Raw genomic sequence first — 16,356 nt, 5'->3', positions numbered from 1 at the left:
GATCGTGCCGACGCGCACAGACCGTCGACGGTGAACCGCTCGTCCGGCCGATGATAGGAAGGCGTCCATGGACGCTCTCCTCGACCCTCGGTCGGGTCGGACCTACACCTACGACCCGGTGCGCTGGCGTGGCGAGGACGGCGCTCCGCTCACGATGACGCCCAGGACAGGCATCGGACCAGCGCAGATCGACACCGTCGAGCGGTCGCTGTGGCGCTATCGGGGGGCCCTCCCCGGCGAGATCGCCGCGCCGGTGACTCTCGGCGAGGGGTGCACCCCGCTGGTCGCAGCGCGCTGGGGTCAGCAGGACGTGCGGTTCAAGCTGGAGTGGTTCAACCCCACCGGCAGCTTCAAGGACCGCGGCACCAGTGTCATGATCTCGGCCCTGTCCCAGGTCGGCGTCGAGGCCGTCATCGAGGACAGCTCCGGCAACGGCGGTTCCTCGGTCGCCGGCTACTGCGCCGCCGCCGGCATCGCCGCCCGCATCCTCGCCCCCGAATCGACGTCGCCAACCAAGGTGCTGCAGGCCCGCGCCTACGGTGCCGAGGTCGCCCTCGTGCCCGGCGACCGGGATGCCACCGGCGCCCAGGCCGTCCGCGAGGCCGCCACCACCTGCTACGCGAGCCACAACTGGCACCCCCTGTTCCTGCAGGGCGTGAAGACCCTCGCCTACGAGCTGTGGGAGGACCTCGGGTTCTCCGCCCCCGACGCGATCGTCACCGTGGCCGGAGCCGGCAGCATCGTCCTGGGCTGCGACCTCGGCTTCGGCGAGCTGCTCGCCGCCGGCCACATCGACCGCCTCCCCCGGCTGCTGGTCGCTCAGCCCGAGCGGTGCGCGCCGATCCACGCGGCGTTCCAGGGGCACACGGATGTCGACTTCGGACCGACGATCGCCGAAGGCACCGCGATCAGGACGCCGATCCGGCTACCGGAGGTCGTCGAGGCGATCCGGCGCTCGGACGGGGACACCGCCGCCATCCCCGAAGAGGACATCGTCGCCGCCACCCGCCGCCTGGCCGGCATCGGCCTCTACGCCGAACCCACCTGCGCGTCGGCAGCCGCCGCGATCGACGTCTTCGCCGCCCGCGGGGCGATCCGCCCCGGTGAGACGACCGTGGTCGTCCTGACCGGCACCGGCCTGAAGGCCGCCGTTGCCATGGGTCAGGTGTTCGGCGTGACCGAGGACGAACTGCCGCTGCGCGAGGCCGGAACCAGCGTGACCGCGACTGCCCCGTCCGCGCCCAAACGCTTCTCCGACGCCGCCCACCCCTACAGCCCGCTCCGCGTCGCCGGTGACGTCGTCTTCGTCTCCGGTCAACTCGGCGTGGCCGACGGCGAGATCGTTCGCGGCGGCATCCTCGCCGAGACCCGGCAGGCCTTCGCCAACCTCGCCGCAACCCTGTCGACGGCGGGCCTCGGGTTCCCCGACATCGTCAAGATCACCGTCTACCTCGCCAGCATGACCGACCGACATGCAATGGACGAGGTCTACCTGGCCACCCTTCCCGAGCCCCTGCCGGCCCGCACCTGTTTCGCTGTCGGCGAGCTTCCCTTCGGTGCGCGGGTCGAACTCGACGTCATCGCCTCCCGGGCCGGCTGATGCGCCTGCACGTGATCACGACCGGCGGCACCATCGATGTCGAGTACTCCCTCCAGGGGACGATGGTCACCGGACCACCGATGATCGGCACCCTGCTCCAACGGATTCGGACCGACCTCGAGGTCACCATCGACAGCGTCTGCCGCAAGGACAGCCGCGACCTCGACGACGACGACCGCGACCTCATCCGTCACCGCGCCGAGACCTCCGACACCGAACACGTCCTCATCACCCACGGCACCGACTCGATGACGACCACCGCAGCGCACCTCCAGGGCGTTCACGGAAAGGTCGTCGTGCTCACCGGCGCCATGCAACCGGCCCGGATGATCGACAGCGACGCATCCTTCAACGTGGGTCTGGCCGTCGGCGCCCTGCAGCTCCTTCCCGCCGGCATCTTCATCGCGATGAGCGGCCGGGTCTTCCCCGCCGGCACGACGATCAAGGACTGCCGCCGTGGACTGTTCATCGCCGACGATGGGGACGCTCCGTAGATCACAGGAGGGGAAGCTGTTCTGCTGCTGTGGCCGGAGCGCTTGCGCGCACCGGGGGCACCGGCGACGTGCTCCCGGGCCGGGCTCCGGGCAGGCCGCCGGTCGGCAGGCTGCCGTCCGGAAACCCCACCTCGGCGTCACCGGGGACGCCGCTGGCCACGGCCGGGTCGGCTCCGCGCGCCGCTCCCCCGCTCTGCCGGTCCAGGCCGTGCTTCGCGAGCAGGGGCGCCACGCGCTGAGCCAGCCACGTGCGGTAGTCGGCCGGCACGTACGCCCGCCGCGCGTACAGCTGCTGGTAGCGCGGGACGAGTTCGGGGTGCTCCCGGGACAGCCAGGCCATGAACCACTCCCGCGCACCGGGACGCAGGTGCAGCGGGATGACGGTGACGCCGGAGGCCCCGGCGGCGGCGACGGCTTCCAGAGCGGCGTCCAGCTCCACCACGCCGTCCGTCAGCCCTGGCAGCACCGGAGCGAGGAACACCCCGCAGGGCAGACCTGCATCGGCGAGTGCTCTCACCAGGTCGAGGCGGGCCCGCGGCGTCGGGACACCGGGTTCCAGGCCGGCGTGCAGCTCGTCGTCCCAGATCGCCATGGAGACGCCCAAGCCGAGCGGGACCCGCTCTGCCGCCTCGGCCAGCAGCGGGATGTCCCGGCGCAGCAGCGTGCCCTTGGTCAGGATGGAGAAGGGCGTCCCGGAAGTTGCCAGCGCCCGGATGACGCCGGGCATCAACCGGTACCGCCCCTCGGCCCGCTGATAGGGGTCGGTGTTCGTCCCGAGGGCGACGTGTTCGCGCTTCCAGGACGGCCGGGCCAGTTCCCTCCGGAGGACGTCGACCAGATTCGTCTTGACCACGACCTGCGTGTCGAAGTCCCGCCCGGAATCCAGTTCGAGCCATTCATGCGTCTTTCGAGCGAAGCAGTTGTGGCTGATCACCCCGTTGGCGATGAAGTCGCCCGTACCGGTCGTGATGTCGAACATCGGCACCTCGAGGCCGAGTGCCTGGATGCTGACCACTCGCAGATCCGCGTCGCTCTTGACCGCGATGCCGTCGACGGAACACTTCCTCCGGATCGCCGGATCGACGAGGTGCGCGAAACGCATGTGTTCCCGTAGACCGCCGCGAAGACGGACGTTCCGTACGCGATCGGGCAGACGCCGGTCCTCCAGCACGGCGTCGAAGCCGAGCGTCGCGAATGCCTTCTCCGTCCGACGGAGCATCTCGTCGTCGGAGTTGCTGATCCGCAGGACGCCTTTGCTGCGGGATCCCTCCGCATCGAAGATGCCGGCGAGGAAGCCCCGCTGCCACGCTTCCCCAGGGTCCTGGGGCCATTCGACCAGACTGCGGATCCGAGCGACCTTGGCTGCGGCGGACGTGCGGATGGCGGTCATCGCGCGCCGCTTCTCGGTAGCCAGGGTGAAGTCGAACCAGTCGGTCACGACACCCTCCTGCGCCAGGTAGGCCCGCGTGCGGTGCAGCCCGTCGACGTCGGCCAAGGCCAGCCGAAACCGGTGGACGTCCCCGGGCGCCCGTCCCGGACGCTCGTAGCGGTAGACCCCGAGATCGGCGTCACCGCGGACCATGCCGGTCAGGTAACCGCGCCGGTATTCGTGACATGCGGCGAGCGTGTCCACGGTCCTGCCGAAACCGAGCAGGCTGTCATTCGTCGTGAGATAGGGGCGCTGGTCTGCACCACTCATCGAACCGGTGACGTGCTTCCATCCGCGACCGGTGAGGAATTGATGGTCGCCGCTTGCGACGATCTGCGTTCCGTCGGCCAGCGATACCCGGTGCGCCGGTTTGACCGTGGACCAGTGCGCGAGAACGTCGGTCATCACGTAGTGGCGGTATGTGCCCCGCTTTTCGGTGCCGACGATGCGGTCCCCCACGCGTAGCTCCGCAATGGGTCGCTGGCTGCCGTCGGCCATGAGAACCTGCGTATCCCCCGATATGCAGTACACACAGGAATGGCTGCAGCCCCGATAAGGATTGATCGTCCAGGGGAACGGCATGGCCGATTCGCCCGGCACGTGGTTGAGGGCGCTCTTCGCGCGCACCTCGTGGAACGTCAGCCCGGGGAACTCCGGCACCTGGACGCTGCGCAGCAGTCCGCGGATGCTCGGCATGCCGGGCAGCGTGGTCGGGTCCTCGAGGTCGAGCCGCTGCGCGTCCCATCTCATGCCTCATGCGAACACATGTTCGAACGCCTGTCCAGTCCGGCGTCAGATGGGTGGGCGGTCCTCGTAGAAGGTGGAGAGCACGACCGTCGTCCGCGTGGTGACGTTCGCGGCGACCCGGATGTCGTGGAGCAGGTGCTCCAGGGCGTCGGGTGAGGCGACCCGCACCTTGAGGACGTAGCTCTCCACGCCGGCGACCGAGTGGCACGCCTCGATGGCGCTCAGATGGGCCAGCCGGGCGGGGGCGTCGTCGGGCTGGGCGACGTCGATCGGCGTGATCGAGACGAAGGCGGTCAGCGGCAGTCCCAGCGTCTTCGCGTCGAGGGATGCGTGGTACCCCGTGATCAGCCCGCGCTGCTCGAGCCGCCGCACCCGCTGGTGCACCGCGGACACCGACAGGCCGACCTTCTCGGCGAGCTCGGTGTAGCTGGCCCGCCCGTCACGGGCCAGGGCGGCGAGCAGGGCACGGTCGACGTCCACGGCGGGCACTGCCGCGCCCGGCTCAGCCGGGGAGTTCGACGAGTTCACGCCGGCCCTCGTTCAGCGTGCGGACGCCGTCCTCGGTGCAGACGACGATGTCCTCGATGCGGGCGCCGCACCGTCCCGGGAGGTAGATGCCCGGCTCGACCGAGAAGGCCATCCCCGGCACCAGCGGCAGGTCGTTGCCGGCCACGATGTAGGGCGCCTCGTGGGTGTCCAGACCGATGCCGTGGCCGGTGCGGTGGATGAAGTGCTCCCCCCACCCGGCGTCGTCGATCACCCGGCGGGCCGCGGCGTCGACCTCCTCGGCGGTCACGCCCGGGCGGACCGCCGCCGTGGAGGTCTCCTGCGCGGCCTGCAGGACGGCGTACCACTCGGCCACCTCGGCGTCCGGCGAGCCGCCGACGACGTAGGTACGGGTGCAGTCGGACCGGTAGCCGGTCACCGTCTCGCCCCCGATGTCCACGACGACGAGATCGCGGGCCTGGACGGTCCGACCGGAGAGCTCGTGATGCGGGCTGGCGCCGTTCGGCCCGGACCCGACGATGGTGAAGTCGACGCCGGTGTGCCCCTCGGCGATGATCGCCGCCGCGATGTCGGCGCCGACCTCGGCCTCCGTCCGCCCGACGCGGAGCCACTCGGCCATCCGGGCGTGCACGCGATCGATGGCTGCGCCGGCCAGCGCGAGCTCCTCGATCTCCGCCGCGGACTTGACCATCCGCAGCCGGTCCACGACCGGGCTCGCGATCTCCAGCGCCGAGCCGGCCAGCGCCCGCTGGACGCCGAGCGCGTGTTCCGCCCAGGTCCGGGCACCGACCGCGACCCGTGCGGGCGCCGCCCCGAGGCGGGCACCGGCCGCGCGCGCCAGCAGGGCGAACGGGTCGTCGGTCTCGTCCCAGGCCAGCAGTTCCAGGCCGAGACTCCCGGCGGGGCTCGCGTCCACCATCGGCGCCTCGAGCCGCGGGACGACGAGGAACGGATCCCCGCAGCGCGGCACGACCAGGGCCGTCAGCCGCTCCATCGCGTGCGCGTCGTAGCCGCACAGGTACCGCAGATCCGACCCGGGCGTCAGCACCAGGAGGTCGACGCCGGTCTCGGCCGCGATGTCCCGGGCGGCGTGCACCCGGTCGATCGTCACCAGGGGGCCGGCTCCGGCCGGTGCAGTCGCGGTTCCCACCAGCGCAGAGTAGCCACGGGCACCGCCGTTTTCCGCAATCGTTGCCGGACCGCTACCGTCCGCCATCGTGATCGAACGTGCGAGTTCAGCCAGGAACACAGCACCAACGGGCACGAGGACGCCCCGCTGGGGGCACCTCCCGCTTGCGGGGGACGGCGAGGAGAACTCGTGACCACGATGCTGCTGGACGCGGCCAGCCTCTACTTCCGGGCCTTCTACGGCGTGCCCACCAGCGTGACGACGCCCGACGGCCGACCGATCAACGCCGTCCGCGGCTTCCTCGACATGACCGCGCGGCTGCTGACCACGCACGCCCCCCACCGGCTGGTCGCCTGCTGGGACGACGACTGGCGGCCGGCCTTCCGCGTGGAGGCCCTCCCCTCCTACAAGGCGCACCGCGTGGCTCCCGAGGGCGGCGAGGAGGTGCCCGACGAGCTGGGCCCGCAGGTTCCGGTGCTGATCGACGTCCTGGCCGCGGCGGGCATCGACCGCATCGGCGCCTCCGGCTACGAGGCCGACGACGTCATCGGCACCCTGGCCACGCGCGCCCGCGGACCGGTCGACGTCGTCACCGGTGACCGCGACCTCTTCCAGCTGGTCGACGACGCGCGGGGCGTCCGGGTGCTGTACACCGCCCGCGGCATCACCGACATCGAATTCGTCGACGAGGCCGGGGTGACGGCGAAGTACGGCATCCCCGGGCGCGCGTACGCCGACTTCGCCGTCCTGCGCGGCGATCCCAGCGACGGGCTCCCCGGCGTGGCCGGAGTCGGCGCGAAGACCGCGGCCGCGCTGATCAACGAGTTCGGCGATCTCGCCGGCATCCGGGCGGCCGTCGGGCGGACCGTCGTCCCCAGGCCGCCGCTGACCGCCGCCGTCCTCAGGAAGATGCACGCCGCGGCGGACTACCTCGACGCCGCCCCGGTGGTCGTGGCGGTCGCGACGACCATCGACCTCTCGCCGATCGAGGGAGCCCTGCCCCGCTCCCCCGCCGACCCGGAGGCGCTGGCGGAGCTGGCGGCCCGCCACGGCATCGAGAACTCGGTAAAGCGGCTGGGCGCGGCCCTGGGGTGGCCCGCCGACGCCGTCGGCCGATGATCAGGGCTCGGTCCACGTGTAGGCCGCGGTCTGCTCGTCGGTGATCGCGATCTGCAGGGTCACGTCCTCGCCGTCCGCGGTGGTCCCGGTGCACTCGTAGGTCGCCCCCGAGGTCACCTTCATCTCCTCCGCGCACTCGAGATCGACGGCCACGCCCTCGCGCTCCTCGAACTGGACCGCCACGTCCTGCTGGACGGCGGTCCGGTCCAGCACCGTCGAGGACATGTTCAGTGCCAGGACGACGCCGACGGCGATGAGCAGGAGGATGCCGGCCGTCACCGCGGCGATCAGGCCGACCCGTGACTTCGGCGAGGCCGCCGGCTGACCGTGCGGTTCGGGCGCGGCGCCGTACTGGGGCTGCCCGTACTGGGGCTGCCCGTAGGGCGCCGGTCCGTGCTGCGGCGCCTGCCCGTAGGGCTGGTGGCCGTACTGGCCGTAGGGCTGGGACGGCGGCTGGCCGTAGGGCTGGCCGTAGGCGCCGCCCGGCCCTGGCCGGGGCTGCCCGTAGTCGCCGTAGGGCTGTTGCGGGGGACCGACCGGCGGCACCGGCTGGGTGGGGTGGCGGTCGGGATCGGGCAGCTCTCCCGGGTTCTGTCCGGGACCGATGGGGCCCGGCTCGTCGCTGCCCTGCGGCGGGTTGGTCATGGTCGCTCCCCGGTCCGGCGTCCTCCCCGCGTCGTCGCCGAACGCGGGCGGTCGAATGATGCCCTACGAGGGGGCGCCCCGGCCCCCGGTGGAACGTCACCTCACCCGCCGACGGCGACCGCCACCACACCGCGGCGCACCCGGCCCACGGCGGCCCGGGCCACACCGGCCACGGGCTCGTCGGCGACCTTGGCCAGCTGGTCGAGCAGGTCGATGAGCTGGCGCGCCCACCGGACGAAGTCACCGCCGGAGAGGTCGGTGCCCGCCTGCTCGGCACCCGCCAGGACCCGGTCGAGGTTCTGCCCGTCGGCCCACCGGTAGGCGGCCCACGCGAAGCCGAGATCCAGATCGCGAGTTCCCCGGACGCCGTGGTCGGCCTCGACGTCGTGCAGCCGCGCCCGGATCCGGCGCATCTCCCCGATCGCCGCCGCCACCTTCCCTGAGGGGACGGCGGGAAGAGCAGGGTTGTCCCGGCGGGCCTCGAACACCAGGGTCGACGCGGCGGCCGCGAGCTCGGCCGCGTTCAGGCCGCGCCACGCACCCGCCCGCAGGCACTCCGCGACCAGCAGGTCGGCCTCAGACCAGATCCGGGCCAGCCGGCGGCCGTCGTCGGTGACCACGGGGACGTCGTCGGCCGCGCCCAGGACCGCCGTGTCGGCCGGCACCAGCGGAACCACCTCGGGCACGAGGTAGCCGAGCTCCTCCAGCACGTCGCAGGTGGCGTCGAACTGGCGGCTGAGCGATCCGGTCCGCTCGGTCATCTTGCGCTGCAGCGCGTCGGCCTCCCGCACCGCGCGCAGCCACCGCTCCGCGACCCGGACGCGCTCCTCGCGGTCGGGCAGCTGGTGCACCGGGTGGTTGCGCAGCGCCTGGCGCAGGTCGGCGAGCACCGGGTCGTCCGCGGCCGCCGACCGGTTCTTGATCCGCCGGGCGCCGAGGTCGTTCTCGACGCGGGCGTTGCGGAGCGTGGAGGCGAGGTCGCGGCGGGCGTGCGGGCTGCGGTGGTTGAAGTTCTTGGGCACCTTCACGCGGGCCAGCGCGCTGACCGGCGTCGGGAAGTCGACCGATCCGAGCCGGCCGGCCCACTTGTCCTCGGTGACCACGAGCGGCCGCGGGTCCGCGAGGTCGGTGATGCCGGCGTCGACGACGACGGCCAGCCCCTGCCGCCTCCCGGACGGCACGCGGATGACGTCGCCCGGTCGCAGGGCGGCCAGCGCCTCGGCGGCCTCCATGCGCCGCTTGGCCTGCGAGTCCCGCGACAGCTCCTTCTCCCGGTCGGCGATCTCGCGCCGGATCCCGGCGTAGGTGCCGACGTCGCCGCGGTCGGAGTGCATCTCGGCGGCGTACTTCGCGGCGTCCTGCTCGTGCCGGGCGGCCACCCGCGCCAGACCCACGACCGACCGGTCGGCCTGGAACTGGGCGAAGGAAGAGGCCAGCAGCTCCCGGGCCCGCGCCCGGCCGAACGAGCTGACCAGGTTGACCGCCATGTTGTAGCTCGGCCGGAAGGACGACTTCAGCGGGAAGGTGCGGGTGCTGGCGAGGCCCGCGACCACCGACGGGTCCATCCCGGGCGCCCAGATCACCACCGCATGGCCCTCGACGTCGATCCCGCGGCGACCGGCCCGGCCGGTGAGCTGCGTGTACTCCCCCGGCGTGACGTCGACGTGCGCCTCGCCGTTCCACTTCACCAGCCGCTCGAGGACGACGCTGCGCGCGGGCATGTTGATGCCCAGGGCGAGGGTCTCGGTGGCGAACACCGCCTTCACCAGGCCGCGGACGAAGCACTCCTCGACGGTCTCCTTGAAGGCGGGCACGAGTCCCGCGTGGTGCGCCGCGAGGCCGGCCAGCAGGCCCTCCCGCCACTCCCAGAAGCCCAGGACGTGCAGGTCCTCCTCCGGCAGGGACCCGGTCCGCCGATCGATGATCTCGGCGATCTCGGCCCGCTCGGCCTCGTCGGTGAGTCGTAGGCCGCTCAACAGGCACTGGTGGACGGCCGCGTCGCAGCCGTTCCGGCTGAAGACGAAGGTGATGGCCGGCAGCAGGCCGGCGTTGTCGAGCCGGGTGATGACGTCGGGGCGCGCCGGCGGCCGGTAGCGGGGCTTGTGCCACGAGTCGCGGCGGGAGCTGCTGTTGCCGCCGCCCCAGCTGTCGATCCGGCGCTCCTGCTCGCGGACGTAACGGACCAGCTCGGGGTCGACGACGGAGGAACCGCGCTCGCGGGTGGACAGCTCACGGGGGTGCTCGCCCTGCTCCCCCGCATGGGCCGCCGGCCGCAGGGAGAACAGGTCGAACACGCGGTTGCCGACGAGCATGTGCTGCCAGAGCGGGACCGGGCGCACCTCGCTGACGACGACCTTCGTGTGCCCCCGGACGGTGACCAGCCACTCGCCGAACTCCTCGGCGTTGCTCACCGTCGCCGACAGCGAGACGAGGGTGACCCACTGCGGGAGGTGGATGATCACCTCCTCCCAGACCGCGCCGCGGAACCGGTCGGCGAGGTAGTGCACCTCGTCCATGACCACGTAGCCGAGGCCGTCGATCGCCGGCGACTCGGCGTAGAGCATGTTCCGCAGCACCTCGGTCGTCATGACCACCACGGGCGCGTCGCCGTTCACGGCGTTGTCACCGGTCAGCAGGCCGACGCTGTCCGGCCCGTACCGCTCGACGAGGTCGGCGTACTTCTGGTTGGAGAGGGCCTTGATCGGCGTCGTGTAGAACGCCTTGCGGCCTTCGGAGAGCGCCTTGTGGATGGCGAACTCGCCCACCACGGTCTTGCCGGCGCCGGTGGGCGCGCAGACCAGGACACCGGAGCCCGCGTCCAGCGCCTCGCAGGCCTCGGCCTGGAAGGGGTCCAGCGAGAAGCCCAGCTCGGCGGTGAAGTCCGACAGCGTGGGATGGGCGGTCCGCCGCCGGGCAGCCGCGTACCGCTCAGCGGGGCTGGACATGCCCCCACGTTAGGCGCTGGCCGCGGCGACGATCAGGTGACCTGATCGCTGAGGGTCCTCCCTCACCGTCGACGGTGAGGGAGGACCCAGAACGATCAGGGAAGCTGATCATCGATCAGTGGCGGCGGGCGGTGCCGATGACGGTCAGGGCGCCCGGAACGCAGTCGGCGACGGCGGGCAGCGGCGCCACCGCTTCCCCGTCGGCGTAGGCGGTGACGCCGGGGCTGGACAGTTCCACGCGGGACGCGCGGAACACCGACACCGACGGGTGGTCGACATGGGTTCCGGTGGTCAGCCGGGGCTTCTGCCGCATCAGCTCCAGGCGCGTCGACGGGCCCACGACGGTGACGTCGAAGAGCCCGTCGGCCGGATCGGCCCCCGGGCAGACCTTCATGCCGCCGCCGTACCAGGCGGTGTTGCCGACGGCGACCATCGTGATCGGCAGCGTCTGCGCCTCGCCGTCGAGCACGAGGGTCAGCTCCCGCGGCCGGAGGCGGGCCAGCTCGGCCAGCACGGCGACGTCGTACCGGCGCCGCCCGCGGGGCCACCGCATCCGGTTCGCGCGGTCGCTGACGGCGGAGTCGAAACCGCAGCAGAGCACCGTCGCCCACCAGCGGTCGCCGGTGCGGCCGGCGTCCACGCTCCGCGTCGTACCGGCCGCGAGGTCCTCCGCGGCGGCGCGGGCAGCGGCCACCGGGTCGGCGAGGCCCCCGAGGGCCCGCACCAGGTCGTTGCCCGTCCCCGCCGGGATCAGCGCCAGCGGCGTCGCCGTCCCGGCGACCGCCTGCAGGGCGGCATGCACGGTGCCGTCACCGCCGACGGCGACCACCGCACGGATGCCGGCCGCGACGGCGTCGTGCGCCTGCCGCTCCGCCTCGACGTCGCTGGTGGCGGGCAGCAGGTCCGGTGAGAAGCCGGCGGCGCGGAACGCGGCGAGCACCTCCACCGCGAGCAGGGCACCCCGGCCCCGGCCGGCCGCCGGACTGACGAGGACGGCGACGTCCCCCGCGCCCATCGAGGGGCCGCTCAGCGGTGTGTGGGCGACGGCGCGTCGTCCAGGGCGGACGGGCGGGGGTCGAGCGGGGACGCCTCGTCGTCGCCGAGGTCGTGGAAGTGCTCCAGCGCCTCGCGCTTCGCCCGCCGCTTGTCCACGATCCGCGCGACCTGGATGGCCAGCTCGAACAGCAGGATCATCGGCCCGGCCATCAGGAGCATCGTGAACGGGTCCTGGGTGGGAGTGACGAACGCGGCGAAGACGATGGTGAGGAAGAAGATCCACCGCCGGCTCTTGCTCAGCACCTCGTGGCTGAGCACTCCGACCAGGTTGAGGGCGATGGCGATCAGCGGCACCTCGAAGCTGACCCCGAAGGCCACCAGGAGCGACACCACGAACCCGATGTAGTCGGGGGCGGTCAGCGCGATGACGACGCCGTCGCCGGCCAGTGACAGCAGGAGCTCGAGACCGGCCGACAGCGAGACGTAGGCCAGAACCGCGCCGAGGGCGAACAGCACCGAGGACGCGGCGACGAAGCCGACGCCGTAACGCTTCTCGTTGCGTTTGAGGCCGGGCGTGATGAACGCCCAGAGCTGCCACAGCCAGAACGGTGCGGAGAGGACCGCGCCGGCGAGGAACGCGACCTTCAGCCGGATGAAGACCCCGCCGAACACGTCGGTGATCAGCAGCCCGCAGCCGCGGTCGCCCTCGTAGCGCAGGTCTTCGTCGAGGCCGCAGTACGGGGCCCGGATGAACTCGCCCAGACCGTGCTCGTACCACCAGAACGACACCGCGGTGGCGAGCAGGAGTGCGAGCAACGCCTTGGCGATGCGGTTGCGCAGCTCGGTGAGGTGCGCGACGAGCGTCATCGTCGCCTCGGCGTCGCGCGGTGCGCGGCGCCGACGCAGCCGGGGACCGCTCACCGTCGACCTGCCTGCTACGGGTGCGTCAGCGGGGGACGTCGCCCGTGCGAGCCCGCTCGACGCGGGCACGCGCCTCCGCCGCACGCAGCTCCGCCTGGTGCGCCTCGTCCTGCAGCCGGGCGGTGTGGTCGCTGGCGGCCGAGGACGTCGGGGGCGTCACGATCTCGCCGCGGACCGGGGTGGTCGTCTGCGCGGCGTCCTTGGTGCGGACGTCGTCGTCCTTCATGCCCTTCATCTCGCCCTTGAAGATCCGCAGGGAACGACCGAGCGAGCGGGAGGCGTCGGGCAGCTTCTTGTAGCCGAACAGCAGCAGGATGGCCAGGATGATCAGGCCGATCTCCAGCGGGCCGAGTCCGCCCATGACAGGTCCTCCAGAGGTGGGGTCTTCGCGGACGATCCTACGCCGACAGGCGTTCGCAGCCGGGCGTCTGCACGGATGTCCCGCTGTCGGTCAGCTGCGGTCGCCGATCTCCTGCGCCCTGGCTGCGGTGGCCTGCGCCTGCTCCAGGAGCGGCCGCACCTCGCGCTCGGCGGCCTCCAGCTCCCGGCCCAGCCGGCCGAACGCACCGAACACGCCGTAGCCGACGACGCCGAGGACGACGAGCGCCAGCACGAGGACGACGGCCAGCACGATCCAGAACAGCACGGGCCGACCCTAGCCGGTGGGGCCGACCCCGTAGCGCGCCAGCGCGGCGCGGGCGCCGGCGGCCACCTGTGCCGCCAGGTCGGCCGGCTCGTCGACCAGCGCCTCGCCGCCGAGGGAGGCGACCAGCCGGCGCGCCCACGCGAGGTCCTGGGTCCGCACCGTCACCGCGAGGCCGCCCGGGGGGTCCTCGACCGGCGTCACGGAGTCCACCGGGTAGTAGTCGGCCACCCAGCGGGCGCTGCGGGACAGCCGCAGCCGCACGGCCGGTGATCCCGGGTCCGGCTGGTAGACCCCGTTGTCGAGGTCGCGCTCGTGCGCTTGCGGCGGCGGTGCGGCGCGCTCCTCCAGGACGACGACGTCGTCGACCCGGTCCAGGCGGAACAGCCGCACGCCCTCGGCGCGCCGGCACCACGCCTCCAGGTACCACCTGCCATCGACGAGCAGCAGCCGCATCGGGTCGACGGTCCGCTCGGTGCGCTCGTCGCGAGTGGGGACGTAGTAGTGCAGGTGCAGGGCCCGCTTGCGCTCCAGCCCGTCCCGGACGACGGCGAGTGCCTCCTCGCGGGCGTCCACGCTGACCGCGACCGGGGTCACCCGGTCGGCGGCGTGCCCTGCGGCGGCGGAGACCTTCGCCAGTGCGCGGCTCACCGCGTCGCGCTCGGCCAGGCCGGGCAGCTCCAGGAGCGTGCGCAGGGCGACCACCAGGGCGACCGCCTCGTCGGTGGTCAGCCGGAGCGGGCGGACCATGCCGGCGGTGAAGGTGACGCGGACGCGGTCGCCCTCGAACGACAGGTCGATCAGGTCGCCCGGCCCGTAGCCGGGCAGGCCGCACATCCAGAGCAGCTCGAGATCGCTGCGCAGCTGCCGCTCGCTGACCCCGAAGTCGCGGGCGGCCTCGGCGACGGCGACCCCGTCCCCGCGGGCGGTGAGGTACGGGATGAGCGCGAGGAGGCGCGTCATCCGGTCGGTGCTGCCGGTGGTGGTCATGCCGGCGTCCCCATCGCGGCCAGCCGGGTGAGCCGGACGATCACGGCCTCCCGCATCTCCGTGGGCGCCTCCACGAGGACGTCGGAGCCGTAGGCGGCGAGCTGGTCGGCCAACCTGCCGGGCTCGGTGGTGCGCAGCTGGAGCCGGTCGTCGCCGTCGTCGGCCGGTCCCAGCGGTGTGGCGTGCCGGCGCAGGCCGATCGCCGTCCCGGGCCGGGCCCGGACGACGACGAGCTGCTCCTCGCCGGTGACCTGGCCGGCGACGACCTCGGCGAGGTCCAGACCCTCCGGCGGCTCGAAGGCGCCCGAGGGGCCGGTCGCCTTCGGCATGCCGACGACGCGCGATAGCCGGAAGACCCTCGGCGCCTGCCGGTCGAGGTCGTGGCCGACGAGGTACCACCGGCCGTGCCAGGCCACGACGCCCCAGGGCTGGACACGACGACGGGCGGGAGTGTCCTCGTCGGGGCGCTGGTAGCCGAACTCGAGCCCGCGGCGGTCACGGGCGGCGGCGTAGCACGGCTCGAAGGCGGGCTCGCCGGCGTCCAGGCGCGGCTGGAGCGGGATGGCGCGGGAACTGTCGACGTCGATGCCGGCCGCCTTGAGCTTGACCAGCGCGCTGTGCGCCGCGCCGGCCAGCTGGGCGGATTCCCACAGCCGCAGGGCGAGACCTACGGCGGCGGCCTCCTCGCCGGTCAGGCGGATCTCGGGCAGCTCGTAGTCGGCCCGGGCGATGCGGTAGCCGTCCTCGGTGTCGAAGGCGCTGGTGCGGCCGGTCTCCAACGGCACACCCATCTCGCGCAACTCGGCCTTGTCCCGCTCGAACATCCGCTTGAACGCCTCGTCGGCGCGCTCGGAGCCGTCGTCGGCCTCGTAGCCGGGCACGGTGGCCCGGATCCTGGCGGCGGTGACGTACTGCCGGGTGCTCAGCAGGGCGATGACCAGGTTCACCAGTCGTTCCGCCCGCTTGGCCGCCATGGCGCCCAGGCTAGTCAGACCGCTCGGCTCCGGTGCGCCGGTGTCGTCGTCCCTGGCTAGCCTGCCTGCATGCCCTTCTCCTCCTCTCCTCCCCTGCCCTCGCGCATCCGCTGGCGGCGGGGACGGGTCACGGAGACCGGACGCCGGGGCCGCGACACCCTCCAGCTGACCGTCGAGGTCCCCGACGAGGGCTCCCTGCCCGCGCTCGCCTACCCCTCGCTGGTGGGAGTTCCAGAGATCGGGGACGACGTCCTGCTCAACACGACGGCGCTGGCGCAGGGGCTGGGCACCGGTGGCTTCGCGATGGTCGTCGCGGTGCCGGACCGGCTGCCGCCGGACCCGGAGGGGCCGGGTCACCTGGTGAAGGCCCGGTACACGCCGCTGCAGGTGACGGTGAGCGGCGTGGACGAGCAGGAGACCGAGCACCACGCGCTGCTGGCCGAGGCCGACGACCTGGGCGGCATGCCCGTGGTCGTCGCCGACCTGCACTCGGCCCTGCCGGCGATCCTCATCGGGATGCTGGCCACCGACCCGGACCTGAAGGTCGCCTACGTGATGACCGACGGCGGGGCGCTCCCCGCGGCGTTCTCGCGGACCCTCGACGCGCTGGCGAAGTCCCTCGCCGGCGTGATCACCGTCGGGCAGGCGTTCGGCGGCGACCTCGAGGCGGTCACGGTGCACACCGGCCTGCTGGCCGCCCGGCACGTGCTGAACGCCGACCTGGCGATCGTCGCGCAGGGACCGGGCAACCTGGGCACCGGGACGCCGTGGGGCTACTCCGGGGTGGCCGCCGGCGAGGCGTGCAACGCGGTCACCGTGCTCGGCGGTGAGGCGATCGGCGCCCTGCGGATCTCCGACGCCGACCCGCGGACCCGTCACCGAGGCGTCTCGCACCACTCGCTGACGGCGTTCGGCCGGGTCGCGCTGGGCGGTGTCACCCTGATCGCCCCGCGCGGGCTCTCCTCCGAGCTCGGTGGGCAGGTCGACGAGGACCTCGCGGGCCAGCCCGACCGGAACCCCGTCGTCTGGGTGGACACCGACGGCCTCGACGACGCACTCGTCCTCTCCCCCGTGCCGCTGCGCACGATGGGGCGCGGCTATCCCGAGGAGCGCGCGTACTTCCTGGCCTCCGCGGCTGCCGGCCGGTACGCCGCCCTCCGCGTCCCCGTCCCGGAGACCGGGGCCGCCGAGCCCGCGGACACCTGACCTCCCGACGT

Annotated in this window: 15 protein-coding genes; 4 read left to right on the top strand and 11 right to left on the bottom strand. The window is 72.9% G+C overall.

Translation table 11 applies throughout. The features are described from left to right. The first annotated feature begins 67 nt into the window (after positions 1-67). Entirely contained in the window at positions 68-1,600 is a 1,533-nt protein-coding gene (locus FHU33_RS11990; RefSeq protein ID WP_142025567.1) for a pyridoxal-phosphate dependent enzyme, read from the top strand. Next, positions 1,600-2,094, top strand: a complete 495-nt coding sequence (locus tag FHU33_RS11985) for an asparaginase domain-containing protein (protein WP_142025566.1) — start codon at positions 1,600-1,602, stop codon at positions 2,092-2,094. The genes FHU33_RS11990 and FHU33_RS11985 overlap by 1 nt, the downstream gene beginning before the upstream one ends. A gap of 1 nt (position 2,095) precedes the next feature. Here FHU33_RS11985 and FHU33_RS11980 read toward each other — a convergent pair whose 3' ends face one another. Genes FHU33_RS11980 through FHU33_RS11970 form a run of 3 tightly spaced genes read right to left on the bottom strand, consistent with a single transcriptional unit; the run spans position 2,096 to position 5,927 of the window. Then, the gene (locus FHU33_RS11980) at positions 2,096-4,273 is read right to left on the bottom strand and encodes an intein-containing Rv2578c family radical SAM protein (RefSeq protein WP_142025565.1); all 2,178 of its coding nucleotides are present in this window, start codon (positions 4,271-4,273) and stop codon (positions 2,096-2,098) included. A 42-nt stretch (positions 4,274-4,315) separates the two neighbouring features. After that, a complete protein-coding gene (locus FHU33_RS11975; RefSeq protein WP_142025564.1) occupies positions 4,316-4,798 on the bottom strand; it encodes an Lrp/AsnC family transcriptional regulator in 483 nt (160 codons plus the stop codon). After that, positions 4,773-5,927: a M24 family metallopeptidase gene (locus tag FHU33_RS11970; RefSeq protein WP_246063538.1), complete on the bottom strand. Its 1,155-nt coding sequence runs from the start codon at positions 5,925-5,927 to the stop codon at positions 4,773-4,775. The genes FHU33_RS11975 and FHU33_RS11970 overlap by 26 nt, the downstream gene beginning before the upstream one ends. 177 nt (positions 5,928-6,104) lie before the next feature. Here FHU33_RS11970 and FHU33_RS11965 point away from each other — a divergent pair, with 177 nt between their 5' ends. Further along, a complete protein-coding gene (locus FHU33_RS11965) occupies positions 6,105-7,025 on the top strand; it encodes a 5'-3' exonuclease (protein ID WP_142027117.1) in 921 nt (306 codons plus the stop codon). Here FHU33_RS11965 and FHU33_RS26200 read toward each other — a convergent pair whose 3' ends face one another. From FHU33_RS26200 to FHU33_RS11925, 8 genes are all read right to left on the bottom strand, one after another. Further along, a complete protein-coding gene (locus FHU33_RS26200) occupies positions 7,026-7,670 on the bottom strand; it encodes a DUF4333 domain-containing protein (RefSeq protein WP_142025563.1) in 645 nt (214 codons plus the stop codon). Positions 7,671-7,771: 101 nt separating this feature from the next. After that, positions 7,772-10,615, bottom strand: coding sequence for a DEAD/DEAH box helicase (locus FHU33_RS11955; protein WP_142025562.1), 2,844 nt, complete (start codon positions 10,613-10,615; stop codon positions 7,772-7,774). Positions 10,616-10,730: 115 nt separating this feature from the next. Then, a complete protein-coding gene (locus FHU33_RS11950) occupies positions 10,731-11,630 on the bottom strand; it encodes a diacylglycerol/lipid kinase family protein (RefSeq protein ID WP_142025561.1) in 900 nt (299 codons plus the stop codon). A gap of 11 nt (positions 11,631-11,641) precedes the next feature. Next, complete coding sequence (tatC, locus tag FHU33_RS11945) at positions 11,642-12,532, bottom strand: twin-arginine translocase subunit TatC (RefSeq protein WP_246063536.1); 891 nt, start codon at positions 12,530-12,532, stop codon at positions 11,642-11,644. Positions 12,533-12,557: 25 nt separating this feature from the next. Further along, entirely contained in the window at positions 12,558-12,893 is a 336-nt protein-coding gene (gene tatA, locus FHU33_RS11940; protein ID WP_142025560.1) for a Sec-independent protein translocase subunit TatA, read from the bottom strand. A 90-nt stretch (positions 12,894-12,983) separates the two neighbouring features. Further along, positions 12,984-13,178: a hypothetical protein gene (locus tag FHU33_RS11935; protein WP_211355099.1), complete on the bottom strand. Its 195-nt coding sequence runs from the start codon at positions 13,176-13,178 to the stop codon at positions 12,984-12,986. Between the two features lie 9 nt (positions 13,179-13,187). Continuing rightward, positions 13,188-14,165 carry a helix-turn-helix transcriptional regulator gene (locus FHU33_RS11930; RefSeq protein WP_142025559.1) on the bottom strand — a complete coding sequence of 326 codons (978 nt, stop codon included), beginning with the start codon at positions 14,163-14,165 and terminating at the stop codon, positions 13,188-13,190. Then, on the bottom strand, positions 14,162-15,139 hold the full coding sequence (locus tag FHU33_RS11925) for a helix-turn-helix transcriptional regulator (protein WP_142025558.1): 978 nt from the start codon (positions 15,137-15,139) through the stop codon (positions 14,162-14,164). Before FHU33_RS11925 ends, FHU33_RS11930 begins: the two co-directional genes overlap by 4 nt. Before the next feature lie 69 nt (positions 15,140-15,208). Here FHU33_RS11925 and FHU33_RS11920 point away from each other — a divergent pair, with 69 nt between their 5' ends. Beyond that, complete coding sequence (locus FHU33_RS11920) at positions 15,209-16,345, top strand: DUF3866 family protein (protein ID WP_142025557.1); 1,137 nt, start codon at positions 15,209-15,211, stop codon at positions 16,343-16,345. The last annotated feature ends 11 nt before the right edge of the window (positions 16,346-16,356 follow it).

This window comes from Blastococcus colisei, from assembly GCF_006717095.1.
In the GTDB taxonomy this organism is placed as follows: Bacteria; Actinomycetota; Actinomycetes; order Mycobacteriales; family Geodermatophilaceae; genus Blastococcus_B; species Blastococcus_B colisei.
This window is presented reverse-complemented; position numbering and strand designations above follow the sequence as displayed.